This is a genomic window from Leifsonia sp. 563 (assembly GCF_040545055.1).
In the GTDB taxonomy this organism is placed as follows: Bacteria; Actinomycetota; Actinomycetes; order Actinomycetales; family Microbacteriaceae; genus Leifsonia.
Genome location: NZ_JBEPLE010000006.1, coordinates 148,926 through 169,623, shown reverse-complemented (window position 1 = coordinate 169,623; position 20,698 = coordinate 148,926). Strand labels below are relative to the sequence as shown.

Below are 20,698 nucleotides of genomic sequence, written 5' to 3'. Positions count from 1 at the left end.
CCGCCTTCCGGCGACGCCCCGTCCGTTGCGGTCGAGTGACGGTCCGATCAGACCGTCTCGAGCGAGTAGCCCTCCTCGCCGTGCACGACGGTGTCGACACCGGCGAGCTCGTCCTCGTTCTTGATCCGGAAGCCCATGGTCTTCTGGATGACCCAGCCGATGGCGTAGGCCAGGACGAAGGAGTAGATCAGCACCGCGAAGGCGCCGACGGCCTGGACGCCCAGCTGGTAGAAGCTGCCGCCGTACAGCAGGCTCGAGAACTGCGAGGTCGCCTCGCCCTTGCTGTTGTACATGTGGGTGAAGCCGAAGAAGCCGATCCACAGGGTACCGATGAGACCACCGACGAGGTGGATGCCGACCACGTCGAGCGAGTCGTCGAAGCCGAGGCGGAACTTCAGGTCGATCGCCAGGGCGCAGACCGCACCGGCCACGAGGCCGAGGAGGATGGCGAAGCCCGGGGTCAGGATGTTACAGGCCGGGGTGATCGCGACCAGACCGGCGACGGCTCCGGATGCGGCACCGATGGAGGTCGGCTTACCGTCCTTCAGCTTCTCGACGATCAGCCAGCCGATCGTGGCGGCGGCCGGGGCGGCGAGCGTGTTCACCCAGGCGATCGCAGCGACACCGTCGACCGCGGCCTCCGAGCCGGCGTTGAAGCCGAACCAGCCGAACCACAGCAGGGCCGCGCCGAGGAGCGTGAGCGGCACGTTGTGCGGCTTGCTCATGCCCTTCTGGAATCCGACGCGCTTGCCGAGGACGAGCGCGAGAGCCAGGCCCGCGGCACCGGCGTTGATGTGCACCGCGGTGCCACCGGCGAAGTCGTTCACGTGCAGGACGGCCGGCGCCCAGCCGTCAGCGAGGTTGAACACCCAGTACGCGACCGGGAAGTAGACGATGGTCACCCAGATGCCGGCGAACACCATCCACGAGCCGAACTTGGCGCGGTCGGCGATCGCGCCGGAGATCAGCGCGACGGTGATGATCGCGAAGGTGGCCTGGAAGCCGGCGAACGCGAGACCGCCGAGGTCCGGGGTGATGCCGTCCTTGCCCATCAGGCTGGACAGGAACCAGTCGGGGGTTCCGAGGAAGTGAGGGATGGAAGCGGGGCCGAACGCGAGACCGTAGCCGTAGAGCACCCAGAGGACGCCGACCAGGGCCATCGCGCCGAAGCTCATCATCATCATGCTGATGACGCTCTTGGCCCGAACCATGCCGCCGTAGAAGAAGGCGACACCGGGGGTCATCAGCAGGACGAGGGCTGCGGCGACAAGGAGCCAGAGGGCGTTGACCGTCCCTGCCTCCGCGTAGTCCGCTGCTGTGTGGAGCACCATGCGAATTGTCTACCTCTCTGTGCATAGCCCCGCGGGGTGACGCGATCCCGATCCGGGTGGGGGGCGCTTTCGGGGTGGAGCCAGTCTCGACGGGAGAGGTTTCGTGAGAGGGATGCTCGTGTTTCGCGAGTGTTACGCATCCCGGCGGTGTGTAAACACTGTGTTTCGGGATGCTGCCGATGTGCTCGGCGGGTGCTGCGACCCTCCTAGGCGGCGAGCTTCTGGCGCACCTGCCGCTTGGCGCGGCCGAGGAGGGCCGACATCCCGCGCAGCCGCAGCGGCGAGACCGCCTGCGTGAGGCCGAGGGTCTGCGGGAAGTCGTCCGGCACAGCGAGGACCTCGTCGGCGGTCAGACCGGCGAGGCCCTGCACGAGGATGGAGGCGAAGCCGCGGGTCGTCGGAGCCTCCGCGGGCGCGGTGGCGTAGAGGTGCACGATCCCGTCGCCGTCGACCTCCACGAAGATGTAGACCGGCGCCTGGCACTCCTCGACGCGCTCCAGGAGGTCCGGGTGGTCGCGGTAGCGCTCGGGCAGGTCGGGAAGCTCGTCGGAGAACTCCAGCAGTAGCTGCAGCCGGTCGTTCTGCTCCAGCGCCTGGAAGTCGTCGCGGATCTCGGCGAGGGTTCCCGTCAGTTCGGTCATCCCTTAAGGCTACGTCCGATTGCGCCGCGCACGGTCAGCGGGTCGGCACCTCGCCGGGCTCGGAGCCGGTGACGATCGGGACGCGCACGGCCGAGCCCCACTCCGTCCACGAGCCGTCGTAATTCTTCACGTTCTCGAACCCGAGCAGGTGGGTGAGCACGAACCAGGTGTGGCTGGAACGCTCGCCGATGCGGCAGTACGCGATCACGTCGTCCCCCGGTTTCAGCCCCGCGCCGTCGAGGTAGACCTCCTCGAGCTCTGCCCGCCGCTTGAAGGTGGCGTCGGGTGCGGCAGCGCGGGCCCACGGCACCGACTTCGCCGACGGGATGTGCCCGGCGCGCAGGGCGCCCTCGGTCGGGTACCCGGGGATCTCGGTGCGCTCCCCGCTGTACTCCTCGGGCGAGCGGACGTCGATCAGAGGCTGTCCGAAGTGGGCGAGCACGTCGTCCTTGAAGGCGCGCACGACGGTGTCGTCGCGCTCGACCACGGGGTACTCGACCGGGGCCGGCTGCGGCACCTCGCGGGTGAGTTCGCGGCCCTCGGCGATCCACTTGTCGCGGCCGCCGTCGAGCAGGCGGACGTCCTCGTGCCCGAAGAGGGTGAACACCCACAGCGCGTACGCGGCCCACCAGTTGTTCTTGTCGCCGTAGATGACGACGGTGGTGTCGCGGGCGATGCCCTTCGAGCCGAGCAGCTCGGCGAAGCGCTCCGGGCTCACGTAGTCGCGGACCACCGGGTCGTTGAGGTCGGTGTGCCAGTCGATCTTGACCGAACCCGGGATGTGTCCGGTGTCGTACAGCAGCACGTCCTCATCCGACTCCACCACGACGAGTCCCGGTTCGCCGAGGTGCGCGGCGAGCCAGTCGGTGCTCACGAGGCGCTCGGGGTGCGCGTAGCCGGCGAACTCGGGCGACGGGTCGGTCTCGATGGTCATGTCTGTGATGCCCTCCAGGGAATCGGTCGGTGGCGCAGGACTAGGCTGGGAAGCCTGCGACAGCTGGAATCTACGTCCAGCGTAAGCGGCTCGGAACAGCCGCGGTAAGACTTCGACACAAAGGTGCAGAACCCGTCATGACCCTCGAACAGACCGGCGCCCTCCCCCGTCTCGCCGACCGCTCGCCCGAGATCACGGGCGCGGAGATCGCCGAGAGCCTGGTGCCGCCGTCGCAGTTCGAGCACGCGACGTTCGACTCCTACCGTCCCGACCACGACTACCCCTCGCAGTCCGAGGCCGTCGCCACGCTGAAGCTGTTCGCCAAGACGTGGGAGCCGCAGCGACCGGCCGGCCTGTTCAGCCGCAGCCGCAAGAAGGTGGAGGCGATGAAGCCGGGCGTCTACCTCGACGGCGGCTTCGGCGTCGGCAAGACGCACCTCCTCGCGGCGCTCTGGCATGAGGCGCCCGGTCCGAAGTACTTCGGCACGTTCATCGAGTACACCGCCCTGGTCGGCGCGCTCGGCTACGCGGGCGCCGTCAACCTGCTGCGCGGGTCCACCCTGATCTGCATCGACGAGTTCGAGCTCGACGACCCGGGCGACACGATGATGATGACGCGGATGCTCGGCGAGCTGGTCGCCTCCGGCACCCGCATCGCCGCCACGAGCAACACCCCGCCGAATGCGCTCGGCGAGGGCCGGTTCGCGGCGAGCGACTTCCTGCGCGAGATCCAGTCGCTCTCGTCGAACTTCCAGACCGTCCGCATCGACGGCCTCGACTACCGCCGCCGCGACACCACCGGCAGCGCCATCACGGTGGAACCGGCGGAGTACGAGCGCGTCGTGACCGCGCTGGCCGGCCGCGGCGAGACCGTGACGAGCGACGGCTTCCAGGACCTCATCGCGCACCTCGCGACCGTCCACCCCTCGCGCTACATCAAGATCATCGACGGTGTGGATGTGATCGGCCTCCGGGATGTGGAGGTGCTGCACGACCAGATGGCCGCCCTGCGCCTGGTCGCGTTCATCGACCGCGTGTATGACGCCGAGATCCCGATCGTGCAGTCCGGCGTTCCGCTCAGCGATGTCTTCGACGACGAGATGCTCGGCGGCGGCTACCGCAAGAAGTACCTGCGCTCGACCTCGCGCATGATCGCCCTCACCGCGGGCGAGCTACCGCCGCACGACTAGTCGGCGCTGGATGCGGTAGCGGCGGCAGGAGCCTCGGAGGGGATGTTGGCGCCCAGCCACTCGGCGATGGCGCCCGTCCACTTGGCCTCGTCGTAGTTCCACAGCTTGGTGTGGAGTGCGACGTCGAACGGCACGAGCGTGACGATGTCGCTCCGCGCCTCGGCGAGCGCACGCGACCCGGTGGACGGCACGAACCCGTCGTCGTCGCTGTGCAGGATGAGCATCGGCAGGCTGAGCTCGGAGGCCCGGGCGACGAAGTCCATGCTGCGGAGGTCGATCGGCGCGCCCTGACCGGTGATCGGGCCGCTCCACTCCGACTCGATGAGGCGCATCGCGGCGCGCGTCATCATGTCCGGGAGGTGCAGGAGGTTGCCCTGGTAGCCGAGGGTGTCGATCCAGTCGATGACGGGAGACTCGAGCACGATACCGGCGACGTGCCGCGCCGACGGCGACCGGGTGATCGTCTGGAGCACCACGGCGCCGCCCATCGACCAGCCCATGAGGACGACGGAGCGCGCGCCCTGCGACACCGCGTAGTCGATCGCGGCCTCGATGTCGCGCCACTCCGTCCCGCCCAGCCCGTAGCGGCGGTCGGCGCTCTCGGGCGCATCCCCGTCGTTTCGGTAGGAGGCGAGCAGGCAGGTGAAGCCGGCGTCGTGGAACACCCGCACGGCCCGGAGGCCCTCCTGGCGGCTGGCGCCCCAGCCGTGCACCTGGATGACCCAGCGCTCGTCGCCTGCGTCCTCCGGGGCCGGGAACACCCACGCGGGCGCCTGGCCGAGCTCCGTGGAGATCTCGACGGACCTGACCGGCAGACCGAGCTCGCCGGGCTGGAGGTAGTAGTACCCGCTGATGCGCGAGCGTCCCACCCGAAGGTCGCCGAACTCCACGCGCTCCAGCTCGCGCGTCACCGAGCCGTCTGCGCGCTCGATCAGCCCGCCGAGCTTGGCGTAGCCGGTGTCGCCGCCCCACCAGAGGCCGAGGCGGCCGGGCATCGTCGCGTCCGGGGTCTCGCGCAGGGTGACCGTTCCGACGCTCTCGTCGAACGAACGGATGGTCTGGTTCTGCGGGCGGCGCCGCACCGGCGTGATCACGGTGCGCGCGACGCGGGCGGTCGCCCATCCGGCGATCAGGGCGGTGCCGACGACCAGCCCTCCCGCGACGAACGCCGCCGTTCCGAGTGCCTTGCCCCATGCCGAATCCGAGCCGCCTGCCGCCATAACGGCAGCGTACCGGCGGCGGCCCGCACGCGGACTCAGGAGTTCCCCAGGCGGCGTGCCTTACTGCCGCCGGACGCCAAAGGCTTCTAGTGTTCGAAGCGTGCCGACACCGACATCCCCACCGCAGCACCCGGCGGAGTTCGCCACGGCGCTGCAGTCCATCCGCACCGCAGTGTCGCGTCCGGAGCTCGTGATCGAGGAGATCCCCGCGCCAGCGCAGCTGGCGCCGTACTCCGTCGCGCTCGCGGCCGACGTCCGGCCCGCACGGCACGGAAGCGACTCGGACCTCGGCACCGGCCGTTTCATCCTGCTCTACGACCCCGACGAGCCGGAGGCGTGGGGCGGCCCGTTCCGCATCGTCTGCTTCGCGCAGGCGCCGCTCGAGACCGATATCGGCCTCGACCCGTTCCTGGCCGACGTCGCCTGGTCGTGGCTGGTGGATGCGCTGGATGCGCGCCACGCGCGCTATACGGCCGCGAGCGGAACCGCCACCAAGATCATCTCCACCGGTTTCGGCGAGCTGGCCGCCCAGGGCGACGGCTCGCAGATCGAGCTGCGCGCCTCGTGGAGCCCGCTCGAGGCGGACGTCTCCGCACACGTCGAGGGATGGGGTGAGCTGCTCTGCATGCTCGCCGGCCTCCCCCCGACCGGCGAGGGGGTGAGCCTGCTCAGCGCCCGGGCGGCCACGCCCAGGAAGGCGCCGCGTGGCTGAGTACACGGTCATCGAGACCCGTGCCGACTACCTGGCGGCGGTCGAGCGCATCACCGCAGGAACCGGCCCGATCGCCGTCGACGCCGAGCGTGCCAGCGGCTTCCGGTATTCACAGAGGGCCTACCTCATCCAGGTCTTCCGGCGCGAGGCGGGCACGTTCCTCTTCGACCCGCCGGCCGTCGGACGCTTCGACGAGCTGAACGAGGCCATCCACGACGACGAGTGGGTGCTGCACGCGGCGACGCAGGACCTCACCTGCCTCCGCGAGGTGGGCCTCGACCCGTCGATCGTCTTCGACACGGAACTCGCCGCACGTCTGCTCGGGATGCCGCGCGTCGGGCTCGGGACGGTCGTCGAGGAGCTCCTCGGCATCCACCTGGCGAAGGAGCACAGCGCGGCCGACTGGTCGACGCGTCCGCTCCCCCAGCCGTGGCTCGACTACGCCGCCCTCGACGTTCAACTGCTGCCCGACCTGCGTGACGCCATCGCGGCGCTCCTCGACGAGGCGGGCAAGACCGACATCGCGCACCAGGAGTTCGCCGACGAGCTGGTCCGCGACCTCGTGCCCGTCCGCAACGAGCCGTGGCGGCGCCTGTCGGGCATCCACTCGATCCGCGGCATCCGCAACCTCGCCGTCGCGCGCGAGCTGTGGCAGGCGCGGGATGCGCTCGCCCGTGAGATCGACACCGCGCCCGGCCGCCTGGTGCCGGACGCCTCGCTGACCGCCGCCGCCAAGGCGATGCCGGAGTCGAAGCGCGCCCTCGCGGCGATGCGGGAGTTCACCGGCCGCGCGAGCCGCACCGAGATCGACCGCTGGTGGGCGGCCATCGAAGCCGGGCGCACCACCGACGACCTCCCCGTGCTGCGCGGCAACGGCGACACGCTGCCTCCGCCGCGGGCGTGGTCCGACCGCAACCCGGACGCCGACGCACGGCTCAAGGCCGCGCGGGCGGCGCTGACGGCCGTTTCGGAGGAGCGCAGCATCCCCCTCGAGAACCTCCTTACCCCCGACACGCTGCGCCGCGTCGCCTGGGCTCCGCCCGCCGAGATCACCCCCGAGAGCGTCGGCGAAGCCCTCACGGCGCACGGTGCACGCCCGTGGCAGGTTGCCGCAACCTCACAGGTGATCGCCCGGGCATTTGTGGAAAGCAGCCAAAGCGCCGACGAGGGGTCCGAGCCCGCTTCGTAGGAAGGATCAAACGATTCTTTTCGTGCACAGCGGTGTACCTAGGATCGTTTCCGACCTTGATTTGGGAGGGCACTGTGGCCGATAGGAACGATGTCGTGTTCGTCGACGGAGTCCGTACTCCGTTCGGACGGGCCGGCGAAAAAGGGCAGTACTGGAACACCCGCGCGGACGACCTCGTCGTGAAGGCGATGATCGGACTCCTGGAGCGGAACCCCCAGGTGCCCAAGGACCGGATCGACGACGTGGCGATCGCCGCGACGACGCAGCAGGGCGACCAGGGCCTCACCCTCGGCCGCACCGCCGCCCTCCTCGCCGGACTGCCCAAGTCGGTCCCCGGATTCGCGATCGACCGGATGTGCGCCGGCGCCATGACCAGCGTCACCACCCTCGGGTCCGGCATCGCGTTCGGCGCGTACGACCTGGCGATCGCCGGCGGCGTCGAGCACATGGGCCGTCACCCGATGGGCTTCGGGGCCGACCCGAACCCGCGCTTCCTCTCCGAGAAGATGGTCGCGGAGGACGCGCTCAACATGGGCATGACCGCCGAGCGCATCCACGACCGGTTCCCGGCGCTCACCAAGGAGCGCTCCGACCGCTTCGCCATGCGCAGCCAGCACAAGGTGGCCGCCGCGTACGAGGCCGGCAAGATCCAGCCGGACCTCGTGCCGGTCGCCATCCGCTCCGAGTCCGGCTGGGGCCTCGCCACGCAGGACGAGGGGATGCGTCCCCAGACGAACATGGAGGGTCTCGCCACCCTCAAGACCCCGTTCCGGCCGCACGGCCGGGTCACCGCCGGCAACTCATCGCCGCTGACCGACGGCGCCACCGCCTCCCTCCTCGCGTCCACCGACGCGGTGAAGGAGCTCGGGCTCACCCCGAAGATGCGCATGGTGAGCTTCGCGTTCGCGGGCGTCGAGCCGGAGATCATGGGCCTCGGCCCCGTCCCGTCGACCGAGAAGGCGCTGCGCAAGGCCGGCCTCAGCATCGACGACATCGGGCTGTTCGAGCTGAACGAGGCGTTCGCCATCCAGGTGCTGTCGTTCCTCGACCACTTCGGCATCGACGACGACGACCCGCGCGTCAACCAGTGGGGCGGCGCGATCGCGATCGGTCACCCGCTCGCCGCGAGCGGCGTCCGCCTGATGATCCAGCTGGCCCGCCAGTTCGAGGAGCACCCGGAGGTGCGCTACGGCGTCACCGCGATGTGCGTCGGCCTCGGCCAGGGCGGCACCGTCATCTGGGAGAACCCGAACTACGACAAGCGCGCCGCACGGAAGGGCTGACACGCACGTGACCGACTACAGCAAGATCGACTTCTCCCCCCTCGCCGACCTCACCGACGACGAAGTCGTCACCCACTCCTTCGTCCGGGATGTGCCGCTCCCCAGCGGCAAGACCCTCGCCCTGGTCACCCTCGACAACGGCCGCGACCACACCCGCCCCAACACCATGGGACCGGCGACGCTGCTGGAGCTCGGGAAGACCTTCGACGAGCTGACCGAGCGGGCGAAGCGCGGCGAGATCGACGCGGTCGCCGTCACCGGCAAGCCGTTCATCCTCGCCGCTGGCGCCGACCTCAGCCGTGTGGACGCCATCCCGAGCGTCGAGGTGGCGAAGCTGCTCCCGCAGCTGGGCCACTACGTCCTCGGCAAGCAGGCGACGTTCGGCGTGCCCTCGTTCGTGTTCACGAACGGCCTGGCGCTGGGCGGCGGTGTGGAGATCGGCCTCAACGCCGGCTACCGCACCATCGACCGTAATGCTGCCGCGTTCGCCCTTCCCGAGGTATTCCTCGGTCTCATCCCCGGCTGGGGCGGCGCGACGATCCTTCCGAACCTGATCGGCATCGAGAACGCCCTCAAGGTGGTCGTCGAGAACCCGCTGAAGCAGAACCGGATGCTGAAGCCGCAGGAGGTGTTCGACCTCGGCATCGCGGACGCGATCTTCGACTCGGCCAACTTCCTCGAGGACTCCCTCCGCTGGGCCGACAAGGTACTCACCGGCGAGGTCGTCGTCAAGCGTCCGAACGAGCCGGGCAAGATCGAGCGGATGGTCAAGTGGGATGCCGCCATCGGCATCGCACGGAAGATGCTCGAGTCGCGCATCGGGACCGTCCCGAAGTCCCCGTACAAGGCGCTCGACCTGCTCAAGGCCGCGAAGTCGAACGACCGCGAGGCCGGGTTCGCCCTCGAGGACGACGCGCTCGCGGAGCTCATCGCCGGCGACCAGTTCCAGGCGAGCATCTACGCGTTCAATCTGGTGCAGAAGCGCGCGAAGCGCCCAGCCGGCGCCCCGGACAAGAAGCTCGCCAAGAAGGTCACCAAGATCGGCGTCATCGGCGCCGGGTACATGGCCAGCCAGTTCGCGCTGCTCTTCGTCCGCCGCCTCCGGGTGCCCGTGGTCATCACCGACCTCGACCAGGCTCACGTCGACAAGGGCGTCGCCTACATCCACGACGAGATCGGCAAGCTGCAGGAGAAGGGCCGCATCTCCCCCGATGAGGCCAACCGCCTGCGCGCGCTGGTCACCGGCACCACCGACAAGGCCGACTTCGCCGACTGCGACTGGGTCATCGAGGCGGTGTTCGAGGAGCTCGGCGTGAAGCAGGACGTCTTCGAGCAGGTGGAGCAGTTCATCTCCGACGAGGCGGTGCTCGCGACGAACACCTCCTCCCTGTCGGTGGAGCAGATCGGCGCGAAGCTGAAGCATCCCGAGCGACTGGTGGGCTTCCACTTCTTCACTCCGGTCGCGGTCATGCCGCTGATCGAGGTCGTGAACACGCCGCTCACGGATGAGGCGACATTGTCGACCGCGATGGTGACGGCCGCCGCGCTCAAGAAGAACGCGGTCATCACGGCCGACACCCCCGGCTTCGTCGTGAACCGCATCCTCGCGAAGATCCTCGGCGACGCGATGCACGCGGTCGACGACGGGACGCCGTTCGACGTCGTCGACGAGGCCATCGCGCCGCTCGGCCTGCCGATGGCGCCGTCCGCCCTGCTCGACCTGGTCGGGCTCAAGGTCGGCGCACACGTGCTCGACACCCACCACGCGGCGTTCCCCGACCGGTTCTACCGGTCGGAGAACCTCCACAAGCTGGCCGAGTACGGCACGCTGCTGGAGAAGGACGCCAAGGGCAAGGTGAAGGGCCTCGACAAGGGCGCGGCGAAGATCGTCTCCGGCGGCACGAACCCGTGGACGAAGGAGCAGATCCTGCGGACCCTCGAAGACGGCCTGGCCGACGAGATCCACCGCATGCTCGCCGACGACCACGTGGTCGAGGCGCCGGAGGACATCGACCTGTGCATGATCCTCGGCGCCGGCTTCCCGTTCCAGATGGGCGGCATCACGCCCTACCTGGATCGCGTCGGAGCCTCCGAGCGGGTGTTCGGGGACACGTTCCACCACCCGCCGGTCAAGGGCGTCGCCTGAGCACCGCCGAGTTGACACAACACGCCGTCCGCCTGATGTGGCGGACGGCGTGTTGCGTCATGCAGCGTGTTGCTTTGGGCAGCGTGTTGCGTCAGGCAGCGTATTGCGTCAGGCAGCGGGATGGGTCAGCGGTTGACCGTCGACATGTCCGGGTAGCGGTCGCCCACCGGGGCGGCCACCGCATCCAGGCGGGCGATCTGCTCGTCGCTCAGGTGCAGGTCGGCGGCGGCGACGTTCTGCTCCAGGTTCTCCACCTTGGTGGTGCCCGGGATCGGGGCGATGTCGTCGCCCTTCGACAGCAGCCACGCCAAGGCCACCTGGCCGGGCTTCGCGCCCAGCTCGCGCGCGACCTCGTCGACCTGCTCGACGATCCGGATGTTCGACTCCAGGTTGTCGCCCTCGAAGCGCGGGTTGAACCGACGGAAGTCGTCGTCCGACAGCTGGTCGAGCGACCGGATCGTGCCGGTGAGGAAACCGCGGCCGAGCGGCGAGTACGGCACGAAGCCGATCCCGAGCTCACGGACCGTCGGAAGCACCTCGGCTTCCGGGTCGCGCGTCCACAGCGAGTACTCCGTCTGGATGGCGGTCACCGGGTGCACGGCGTTGGCGCGGCGGATCGTCGCAGGCGCCGCCTCCGACAGTCCGTAGTGGCGGATCTTGCCCTCCTCGATCAGCTCCTTCAACGCCCCGACGGTCTCCTCGATGGGCGTGTCCGGGTCCATCCGGTGCTGGTAGTACAGGTCGATGTGGTCGGTCTGCAGCCGGCGGAGGGAGCCTTCGACCGACAGCCGCACGTTCTCGGCCGAGCCGTCCATCCCGCGCTCGTCGTTCTCGCGGTGCTTGATGGTGCCGAACTTCGTGGCGATGACGACGCGGTCGCGGCGGCCGTCGGCGAACGCCTTCGCGAGCAGCTCCTCGTTCGTGTAGGGACCGTAGATCTCGGCGGTGTCGAAAAACGTCACCCCGAGGTCCATCGCCCGGTGGATGGTGCGGATCGAGCCCTCCTCGTCGGCGCCCGCTCCGGTGTAGAACGCGGACATCCCCATGCAGCCGAGGCCCAACTGCGAGACCTCCAGCTTCTCGGTTCCCAATGCGATCGTCTTCATGCGTCGTTCCCTTCCGTGACCTGGCCGACGCTCTGCCGGTACAGGTCGATCTTGTAGTCGATGGCCGCCAGGCTCGCCGTCATCTCCTCCAGTTGCCGCACGACGGCCATCCGGTGCAGGAGCAGCAGCTCCAGCCGTTCCGCCTGCGTGCCGTCGCCGTCGCGGGCGAGCACCACGTACTGGCGCATCGTCGCGATCGGCATGGCCGTCGAGCGCAGCTTCGTGAGGAACGTCACCCAGGTGACGTCCGCCTCGGTGTAGCGCCGATGGGTGGAGGATGCGCGCCCGACCGGGGTCAGCATCAGCCCTTCACGCTCGTAGTAGCGCAGGGTGTGGGTGGTGAGCCCGGTCCGCTCGGCGACGTCGGAGATCGACATCGCCGTCCGTGTGTCGGTCATATCGCCACAGTAGAACTTCGAGCGCACTCCAAGTCAACCGGGCCCCACCCACCGCGAAGATTTGCGCCAAATCTCGGTTATGCGGCGGCTATAACCGAGATTTGGCGCAAATCTCTCGCGAAGCGCGGGAGGGGCAGGCGCGCGGGAAGGGCGGGCGCGCGGGTCAGGGACGGGAGGGCAGCGTCAGGCGCGGCGCTTTTTGGCGGGCGCCTCGGCATCGGCTGCGGCCTCGTCGTCGGGCAGCGGGCGCGCGATCGGGACGCGGCTGCCGAGCACCTGGGCGACCAGATCGCGCGCGATCTTCTGCGGCGTGAGCCCGGCGTCCTCGAGGATCTGGTCGCGCGACGCGTGGTCGATGAAGGCGTCCGGGAGGCCCAGCTCGTCCACGGCCGTGTCGATGCCCGCCTCGCGGAGGTCCTGTCGCACGCGAGTGCCGATTCCGCCGACACGGATGCCGTCCTCGATCGTGACGACGATCCGGTGCTCCGCCGCGAGGGCGAGGATGCTCTTCGGCACCGGGACGACCCACCGCGGGTCCACCACGGTCGCGCCGATCCCCTGCGCGGCCAGCCGGTCCGCGACTTTCAGCCCGAGGTCGGCCATCGGACCGACGGTGACCAGCAGGACGTCCTTGCGGTCGCCCTCGCGCAGTACGTCGACCCCGTCGTCCAGCCGGCGGAGTGCCTCGATGTCGGGCTGCACGGAGCCCTTCGGGAAGCGCAGGACGGTCGGGGCATCATCCACGGCCACGGCCTCCCCCAGCTCCTCCCGGAACCGCGTGCCGTCGCGCGGAGCGGCCAGCCGGATGTTGGGCACGACCTGCAGGATCGCGAGGTCCCAGATCCCGTGGTGGCTCGGCCCGTCCGGACCGGTCACACCGGCACGGTCGAGCACGAACGTGACGCCCGCCTTGTGGAGGCCCACATCCATCAGCACCTGGTCGAACGCGCGGTTCATGAACGTGGCGTAGATGGCGACGACGGGATGCAGCCCGCCGAACGCGAGACCGGCGGCGCTGGTCGCCGCGTGCTGCTCCGCGATTCCGACGTCGTGGACACGCTCGGGGAACCGCTCGGCGAACTTGTGAAGGCCGGTGGGACGCAGCATCGCGGCCGTGATGCCGACGATCTTCGGATCCTTCTCGGCCAGGCGGACGATCTCGTCGGCGAAGACGTCCGTCCAGCCCGTCTTGCTGGACCCTGCCATCGGCTCGCCGGTCTCGGGGTCGATCTGGCCGACCGAGTGGAACTGGTCGGCCGCGTCGCGCAGCGCCGGCTCGTACCCGCGGCCCTTCTGCGTGATCGCGTGGACGATGACGGGCGCGCCGTAGTTCTTCGCCTGGCGCAGCGCCTCCTCCATGGCCTCGATGTCGTGGCCGTGGATGGGCCCGATGTACTTGATGTCGAGGTTCGAGTACAGCGCCTCGTTGTTGGAGAAGCGGCTCAGGAACCCGTGGAGGCCGCCGCGCACGCCGCGGTAGAACGAACGCCCGGGCGTGCCGAGCTTGTCGAACGCCTTGCGCGACGTGAGGTACAGGTTGCGGTAGCTCTTGCGGGTCCGCACCGTGTTGAGGAACCGCGCCATGCCGCCGATCGTCGGCGCGTAGGAGCGCCCGTTGTCGTTGACGACGATGATCAGCTTGCGGTTGTTGTCGTCCGAGATGTTGTTGAGGGCCTCCCACGTCATCCCGCCGGTGAGCGCGCCGTCGCCGACGACGGCCACGACGTGCCGGTCCTGCTGGCCGGTCAGCTCGAACGCCCGGGAGATGCCGTCCGCCCACGAGAGCGACGAGGAGGCGTGCGAGCTCTCGACGATGTCGTGCTCGGACTCCGACCGCTGCGGGTAGCCCGCCATGCCGCCGCGCTGCCGCAGCTGCGAGAAGTCCTGACGGCCGGTGAGCAGCTTGTGCACGTACGACTGGTGTCCGGTGTCGAACACGACGGCGTCGCGCGGGGAGTCGAAGACGCGGTGGATGGCGATGGTCGTCTCGACGACACCGAGGTTCGGTCCGAGGTGCCCGCCGGTCTTCGCCACGTTCGCCACCAGGAACGCGCGCACCTCGGCGGCGAGCTGGACGAGCTCCCGCTCGGTCAGCCGGTCGAGGTCGCGGGGACCGTGGATGGTCTCGAGGATTCCCATGGATTCGAGTCTAGGCGCGCCATCGTCAAGAGAGGCTCGGAAGCTGTCGTTCGACGGTCCCCTTGACAACATTTGTTCCTTTCCCGCGGCACCGCGAACGCAGGCATCCGGCGGCGATGTGCGAGACGGAGGAGAAGCCAGGCCGACACGCCCGTAGACGCGGGAAACGGAGGCGTCGACGGCCGTTCTGGCCGCCGACACCTCCGTTTCCGCGCGGCGAGCTTAGACGAGGCTCCGCAGCACGTACTGCAGGATGCCGCCGTTGCGGTAGTAGTCCGCCTCACCGGGGGTGTCGATGCGGACGACCGCGTCGAACTCGACAGTCTGCTTGCCCGCGGGCGAGTTCTCGCTCGGCTCGGCGACCACGTGCACCGTCTTGGGCGTGGTGCCCCCGTTGAGCGCCTCGAGGCCGGTGATCGAGAACACCTCGGTGCCGTCGAGGCCCAGCGAGTCCGCGGACTCGCCGGCCGGGAACTGCAGCGGCACGACGCCCATGCCGATCAGGTTGGAGCGGTGGATGCGCTCGAAGCTCTCGGTGATCACCGCGCGGACGCCGAGGAGGCTGGTGCCCTTCGCCGCCCAGTCGCGCGACGAGCCGGAGCCGTACTCCTTGCCGCCGAGGATGACGAGCGGGGTGCCCTGCGCCTGGTAGTTCTGCGACGCGTCGTAGATGAAGGACTGCGGGGCGCCGTCCTGGGTGAAGTCGCGGGTGTAGCCGCCCTCGACGCCGTCGAGGAGCTGGTTGCGCAGGCGGATGTTCGCGAAGGTTCCGCGGATCATCACCTCGTGGTTGCCGCGGCGCGACCCGTAGGAGTTGAAGTCCTTGCGGTCGATGCCGTGCTCGGTGAGGTACTGGCCGGCCGGGCTGTCCGCCTTGATGGAGCCGGCGGGCGAGATGTGGTCGGTGGTGACCGAGTCGCCCAGCTTGGCGAGCACGCGGGCGCCGACGATGTCGGTGACCGGGGTCGTGTCCAGAGTCATGCCCTCGAAGTACGGGGGCTTCCGCACGTAGGTCGACTTCTCGTCCCACTCGAAGACCGAGCCGGTCGGGGTCGGCAGCGACTTCCAGCGCTCGTCGCCCTCGAAGACGGACGCGTACTGGTGGACGAACATCCCCTCGTTGATCGACGAGTCGATGGTCTGCTGCACCTCGGCCGCGTCGGGCCAGATGTCCTTGAGGAAGACGTCGTTGCCCTCGGTGTCGGTGCCCAGCGGGTCGACCTCGAAGTCGAAGTTCATCGAGCCGGCGAGGGCGTACGCGATGACCAGCGGCGGGCTCGCCAGGTAGTTCATCTTGACGTCGGGGTTGATCCGGCCCTCGAAGTTGCGGTTGCCCGAGAGCACCGCAGTGACGGCGAGGTCGTTGTCGTTGACGGCCTGCGAGATCTCCTCGGGCAGCGGGCCCGAGTTTCCGATGCAGGTGGTGCAGCCGTAGCCGACCGTGTAGAAGCCCAGGGCTTCGAGGTCGTGCGTGAGGCCGGCCTTCTCGTAGTAGTCGGTGACGACCTTGGAGCCCGGCGCCAGGGTCGTCTTGACCCACGGCTTCGCCTTGAGGCCCTTCTTCGCCGCGTTGCGGGCGAGGAGGCCGGCGGCGAGCATGACCGACGGGTTGGACGTGTTGGTGCACGACGTGATCGCCGCGATGGCGACGGCGCCGTGGTCGAGGATGAAGTCCTCGCCGTTCTCCGACAGACGCACGGGGACCGGGTTGGATGCGGCCTTCGGCGCGTGGCTGTGGTGGCTGTGCTGGTGGGTGCTGCGCGCATCCTCCGGCTGGAGCTCACCCGGGTCGGACGCCGGGAAGGACTCGGAGATGGTCAGGTCGACCAGGTCGTGGGAGACGTCGGCGTAGTCGACGAGGTCCTTCTCGAACTGGTCCTTCGCGTGGCTCAGCTCGATGCGGTCCTGCGGGCGCTTCGGACCGGCGATCGACGGGACGACCGTCGACAGGTCGAGCTCGAGGTACTCGCTGAAGACGGGCTCCACCGAGGGGTCGTGCCACAGGCTCTGCGCCTTGGAGTACTCCTCGACCAGCTGGACCTGCTCCTCGCTGCGGCCGGTGAGACGCAGGTAGTCGAGGGTCACGTCGTCGATCGGGAACATGGCGGCGGTCGAGCCGAACTCGGGGCTCATGTTGCCGATGGTGGCGCGGTTCGCGAGCGGGACCTCGGCGACGCCCGCGCCGTAGAACTCGACGAACTTGCCGACGACGCCGTGCTTGCGCAGCATCTGCGTGATGGTCAGCACGACGTCGGTCGCGGTGACACCGGTCGGGATGGCGCCGGTCAGCTTGAAGCCGACGACCTTGGGGATGAGCATGGAGACCGGCTGGCCGAGCATGGCCGCCTCCGCCTCGATGCCGCCGACGCCCCAGCCGAGCACGCCGAGGCCGTTGACCATCGTGGTGTGCGAGTCGGTGCCGACGCAGGTGTCCGGGTAGGCGAGCAGCTCGCCGTTCACCTCGCGGGTCATGGTGACGCGCGCCAGGTACTCGATGTTGACCTGGTGGACGATGCCGGTGCCCGGCGGGACGACCTTGAAGTCGTCGAAGGCGGTCTGGCCCCAGCGGAGGAACTGGTACCGCTCGCCGTTGCGCTCGTACTCGAGGTCGGTGTTCCGCTCCAGCGCGTTCTCCGTGCCGAACAGGTCGGCGATGACGGAGTGGTCGATGACCATCTCGGCCGGGGCGAGCGGGTTGATCTTCTTGGGGTCGCCGCCGAGGGCGGAGACCGCCTCGCGCATGGTGGCGAGGTCGACGATGCAGGGGACGCCGGTGAAGTCCTGCATGATGACACGGGCCGGCGTGTACTGGATCTCGGTGTCCGGCTCGGCGGCCGGATCCCAGCCACCCAGAGCGCGGATGTGGTCGGCGGTGATGTTCGCGCCGTCCTCCGTGCGGAGCAGGTTCTCGAGCAGGATCTTGAGGCTGAACGGGAGCCGCTCGTACCCCTCGACCGTGTCGATACCGAAGATCGTGTAGTCCTTCGACCCGACCGTCAGTGTCCGCTTCGCACCGAAGCTGCCGTGTCCTGCGTTCTCGGTTGCAGTCACAATGCCCTCTCCTTCATCGGCAGGCGATGTCCACGCACGCCTCGTCCATCTTCCTCGTCCGTCGAAGCGCCTTTCCAGCAAGGTAACCCTAAATCGCCGAACCGGAAAGTATCTTGACGTCGAGATAAATCTAGCACGCTCAGAGCCGGTCGAAGACCAGCGATCGGCGCTTCGCGAAGCGGTAGAAGAGCTCGACGCCGGCGGCTCCCACCGCGCCGACCGCGATCCCCCACGCCAGCGCCCCGTCCGCCTGCAGATGCATCTCGAAGAAGGATGCGGTGAACGGGATGAGGCACACCAGCGCGAACGCGGCGGCGACCGCGGCGAGGAGCAGCCACCGCATCCCGGTCAGCGGCCGCGTGAGCACGCACAGGATCCACAACGACACGCAGAACAGCGCGACGGTGGTCACGCTGCGGGCCTCGTGCAGCGGGATGCTGCCGTAGAGCGGCGCGTAGGCGACGATCGCCGTCACTCCGGCGATGAGGCCGGTCGGCACGGAGTACTTCAGCACCCGGCCGAGCACGCCGGGCGTGTAGATGCGCTTGTTGGGAGCGAGCGCGAGGAAGAAGGACGGGATGCCGATGGCGAGCGTCGAGACGAGCGTCAGCTGCCGCGGGAGGAACGGGAACGGCCACAGCACGACGGCGCTGACGAGGGCGAGCAGGATGCCGTAGGTCGTCTTCGCCAGGAAGATGTTGGAGACGCGCTCGACGTTGGCGATCACGCGCCGTCCGGAGGCGAGCACATCGGGCAGCCGGTCGAAGCGGTCGTCGAGCAGCACGACCCGCGACACGGCCTTCGTCGCGGCCGTGCCGGTGCCCATCGCGATGCCGAGGTCCGCATCCTTCACCGCCATCGCGTCGTTCACGCCGTCGCCGGTCATCGCGACCGTCCTGCCGCGCTCCTTGAGCAGCCGGACCGCCGTGCGCTTCTGATCGGGGCTGACGCGGCCGAGCACGCTCGCGGTGTCCAGCGCCTCGGCGAGCGCTTCGTCGGTCGTCAACGTGGACGCATCCACGGCCTCGCCCTCCAGCTGGAGCTCGCGCGCGATGGCCGCGACGGTGACCGGATTGTCGCCCGACATCACCACGACGCGCACGGCCTGCTCGCGGAAGTAGCCGAGGGTGTCGCGCGCCTCCGGCCGCAGGGTCTCGGCGAGGAGCACGAGCAGCGCGGGCTCGACCCGCGTCCCGGTCAGCGGACGATGGACGTCCGCGGGCAGCGGATCGACCGCCCGCGCCAGCGCAAGCGTCCGCAGCCCGGTGGCCGCCAGCTCCGTCGCGCGGGCCAGCGCCTCCGGGTGCTCCTCCAGCACACGCTCGGGGGCGCCGAGCACCCACGCGCTCTCGACGCCGTCGACCGTCATCGCCACCGCACTGTACTTCGTGGCCGAGCTGAACGGGATGCGCCGGGTCACCCGGAACCGGTCACTGCGGAACCGCGATCCGAGCAGCCCGGACGTCGCGTTGCCCGCCTCATCCGATCCGAACGCGGCGAGCGCCGTCTCGGCCAGCTCCACGACGGCCGCGTCGCCGATGACCTCCGTGCCGTGCAGGGAGAGTTCGCCGGTGGTCAGGGTGCCTGTCTTGTCGAGGCACAGCACATCCACGCGGGCGAGCACCTCGACGGCGGCGAGCTCCTGGACGAGCACCTTCTTGGTGGCGAGCTGGATGGCGGCGACGCCGAACGCGAGGCTCGTGAGTAGTACGAGCCCCTCCGGGATCATGCCGACGACCGCGGCGACGGCGTCGAGTAGCGCGCGCCGCCAGCGGTCGTCGACGAAGATCTCCGAGAACCCGCCGTAGGTGAGTACGCGCCCGATCACCGTCACGATGATGAGCGGGCCGAGGATCCACGACAGGTACACCAGGATGCGGTTGGTCGCCTCACGCAGTTCCGACCGCACGAGCGAGTGCTTGCGGATCTCGCTGGTCAGCCGGCTGGCGTACGAGTCGGCCCCGACCGCCGTCACGAGGGCGAGTCCGGTGCCGGTGACGACGTGCGAGCCCGAGAGGAGTGGCGCCTCCGCATCCTTGAACACGGGGTCTGACTCCCCCGTCAGCATCGACTCGTCGAGCGACAGCCCCGTGCTCTCGACCACCACGGCGTCGGCGGGGATCTGATCGCCGGGGCGCAGCACGAGCAGGTCGTCGATCACGACGTCCTCCAGGGCGACCGTGGCGACCTCCCCGTCGCGGCGCACGCGGCTGTGCGGTGCGGCCAGCAGCGCCGCACGGTCGAGCACGCGCTTGGCGCGGTACTCCTGCACGATGCCGATCAGCGCGTTGACGACGACGATGCCGAAGAAGAACCCGTCGCGCAGGTCGCCGAGCAGCACGACGGCGACGAAGCAGGCGGTGAGGATGCCGTTGAACAGCGTGAAGATGTTCTCGCGCAGGATGTCGCCCAGCGACCGCGAGCTCGGCTGCGTCTGCGTGTTCGCGCGACCCGCCGCGACCCGCTCCGCCACCTGGGTGGCCGTCAGCCCGGTCTGCGTCCCCGCGTCCAGCATCCGTCCCCCTCCGTCGCCCGCGAGCCTGCGACCGCCCCTAGCGGCCCGAGACCGTGCGGCGCGGTGCGGCCGCCTTCTGCGGGAACTGCGCCTTGACCACGAACCACGTCACGAGCAGCAGCGGCGCGTACAGCGGGACGCCCATGAGGAGCTTGGTGAGGGCGAGCGCGCTGGTCGCTTCGTCCGTGTGCGCCAGATAGAGAGGTACCTGCACGACGAGCCGCGCGACGAAGAGCAGCAGCCACAGGAAGGTGAGCGCCTGCATCACGCGGAACTTCCGCTTGTCGCTCCGCCAGGCGACCCCGTCGCCCATCAGATAGCCGGCGGCGAGCCCGATGATGGGCCAGCGGACCAGCATCGAGATGAGGATGCCGGCGGCGTACGCGGCGTTGGTCCAGATCCCGAACAGGAAGTTGTCTTCGCCGCGTCCGGTGATGAGCGCGAGGATCGCCGAGATGCCCACACCGATCAGGCCGGCCAGCGCCTGCGTGAGCGGTGTCTTGCCGATCACGCGCAGCACGGTGAAGACGACCGCGACGGCGACCGAGCAGCCGATCGACAGCGGGACGTTCTGCGTGAAGGTGAAGAGGATGAGGAAGACGAGCCCGGGAAGGATCGTCTCGCACAGCCCGCGGATGCCGCCGAGCGCGCCGAGGAGCGCCGCGCCCGTGGAAGCGTCGGTCTCCGCCAGCTGCCCCAGGCCCGAGCGGCGGGCGGCCGCGGCGATGCTGTCGCCCAGGGCGGGAGTCGGCGCGTCTGTGCCTGTCGTGTCCTCCGCCGTGGCCGCCGGGTCGGCCGGCGTGCTCTTCCGGTCGGGCCGGTCCTGATCGGTCATGCGTGCGC

At 69.4% G+C, this 20,698-nt stretch carries 15 protein-coding genes; 5 read left to right on the top strand and 10 right to left on the bottom strand.

Annotated elements, in window-relative coordinates; genetic code table 11:
- Window positions 1-47: 47 nt before the first annotated feature.
- The 3 genes from ABIC47_RS16230 to ABIC47_RS16220 form a co-directional block, all read right to left on the bottom strand.
- Window positions 48-1,331: an ammonium transporter gene (locus tag ABIC47_RS16230; protein WP_020077433.1), complete on the bottom strand. Its 1,284-nt coding sequence runs from the start codon at window positions 1,329-1,331 to the stop codon at window positions 48-50.
- Between the two features lie 206 nt (window positions 1,332-1,537).
- Window positions 1,538-1,972, bottom strand: a complete 435-nt coding sequence (locus ABIC47_RS16225; protein WP_018191273.1) for a SufE family protein — start codon at window positions 1,970-1,972, stop codon at window positions 1,538-1,540.
- A gap of 34 nt (window positions 1,973-2,006) precedes the next feature.
- Window positions 2,007-2,906 carry a sulfurtransferase gene (locus tag ABIC47_RS16220; RefSeq protein WP_354481974.1) on the bottom strand — a complete coding sequence of 300 codons (900 nt, stop codon included), beginning with the start codon at window positions 2,904-2,906 and terminating at the stop codon, window positions 2,007-2,009.
- Between the two features lie 137 nt (window positions 2,907-3,043).
- On the opposite strand from ABIC47_RS16220, the gene zapE reads away from it, so the two are divergent.
- A complete protein-coding gene (gene zapE / locus ABIC47_RS16215) occupies window positions 3,044-4,096 on the top strand; it encodes a cell division protein ZapE (protein WP_018191275.1) in 1,053 nt (350 codons plus the stop codon).
- Here zapE and ABIC47_RS16210 read toward each other — a convergent pair.
- Window positions 4,093-5,316 (bottom strand): alpha/beta hydrolase family protein, encoded by a 1,224-nt coding sequence (locus tag ABIC47_RS16210; RefSeq protein ID WP_354481969.1) that lies wholly within the window; start codon window positions 5,314-5,316, stop codon window positions 4,093-4,095. The two genes, zapE and ABIC47_RS16210, sit on opposite strands and share 4 nt — an antisense overlap.
- Before the next feature lie 100 nt (window positions 5,317-5,416).
- Between ABIC47_RS16210 and ABIC47_RS16205 the strand changes: the two genes are divergently transcribed.
- The 4 genes from ABIC47_RS16205 (at window position 5,417) to ABIC47_RS16190 (ending at window position 10,646) form a co-directional block, all read left to right on the top strand.
- Entirely contained in the window at window positions 5,417-6,028 is a 612-nt protein-coding gene (locus ABIC47_RS16205; RefSeq protein ID WP_020077430.1) for a DUF3000 domain-containing protein, read from the top strand.
- Window positions 6,021-7,217 (top strand): HRDC domain-containing protein, encoded by a 1,197-nt coding sequence (locus ABIC47_RS16200; protein ID WP_354481966.1) that lies wholly within the window; start codon window positions 6,021-6,023, stop codon window positions 7,215-7,217. Before ABIC47_RS16205 ends, ABIC47_RS16200 begins: the two co-directional genes overlap by 8 nt.
- 74 nt (window positions 7,218-7,291) lie before the next feature.
- Window positions 7,292-8,500 (top strand): thiolase family protein, encoded by a 1,209-nt coding sequence (locus ABIC47_RS16195; RefSeq protein ID WP_026307199.1) that lies wholly within the window; start codon window positions 7,292-7,294, stop codon window positions 8,498-8,500.
- A 7-nt stretch (window positions 8,501-8,507) separates the two neighbouring features.
- On the top strand, window positions 8,508-10,646 hold the full coding sequence (locus ABIC47_RS16190) for a 3-hydroxyacyl-CoA dehydrogenase NAD-binding domain-containing protein (protein ID WP_354481963.1): 2,139 nt from the start codon (window positions 8,508-8,510) through the stop codon (window positions 10,644-10,646).
- Between the two features lie 125 nt (window positions 10,647-10,771).
- On the opposite strand, the gene ABIC47_RS16185 is transcribed toward ABIC47_RS16190, so the two are convergent.
- The 6 genes from ABIC47_RS16185 to ABIC47_RS16160 form a co-directional block, all read right to left on the bottom strand.
- Window positions 10,772-11,752: an aldo/keto reductase gene (locus ABIC47_RS16185; RefSeq protein ID WP_354481961.1), complete on the bottom strand. Its 981-nt coding sequence runs from the start codon at window positions 11,750-11,752 to the stop codon at window positions 10,772-10,774.
- Window positions 11,749-12,150 carry a MerR family transcriptional regulator gene (locus ABIC47_RS16180; RefSeq protein ID WP_018191282.1) on the bottom strand — a complete coding sequence of 134 codons (402 nt, stop codon included), beginning with the start codon at window positions 12,148-12,150 and terminating at the stop codon, window positions 11,749-11,751. The genes ABIC47_RS16185 and ABIC47_RS16180 overlap by 4 nt, the downstream gene beginning before the upstream one ends.
- A 183-nt stretch (window positions 12,151-12,333) precedes the next feature.
- Window positions 12,334-14,289: a 1-deoxy-D-xylulose-5-phosphate synthase gene (gene dxs, locus ABIC47_RS16175; protein ID WP_354481957.1), complete on the bottom strand. Its 1,956-nt coding sequence runs from the start codon at window positions 14,287-14,289 to the stop codon at window positions 12,334-12,336.
- A gap of 222 nt (window positions 14,290-14,511) precedes the next feature.
- Window positions 14,512-17,340 carry an aconitate hydratase AcnA gene (acnA, locus tag ABIC47_RS16170; RefSeq protein ID WP_354481955.1) on the bottom strand — a complete coding sequence of 943 codons (2,829 nt, stop codon included), beginning with the start codon at window positions 17,338-17,340 and terminating at the stop codon, window positions 14,512-14,514.
- A 139-nt stretch (window positions 17,341-17,479) separates the two neighbouring features.
- Window positions 17,480-19,855, bottom strand: coding sequence for a cation-translocating P-type ATPase (locus ABIC47_RS16165; RefSeq protein WP_354481953.1), 2,376 nt, complete (start codon window positions 19,853-19,855; stop codon window positions 17,480-17,482).
- Window positions 19,856-19,892: 37 nt separating this feature from the next.
- Window positions 19,893-20,690 carry a DUF3159 domain-containing protein gene (locus ABIC47_RS16160; RefSeq protein WP_354481952.1) on the bottom strand — a complete coding sequence of 266 codons (798 nt, stop codon included), beginning with the start codon at window positions 20,688-20,690 and terminating at the stop codon, window positions 19,893-19,895.
- Between the last annotated feature and the right edge of the window lie 8 nt (window positions 20,691-20,698).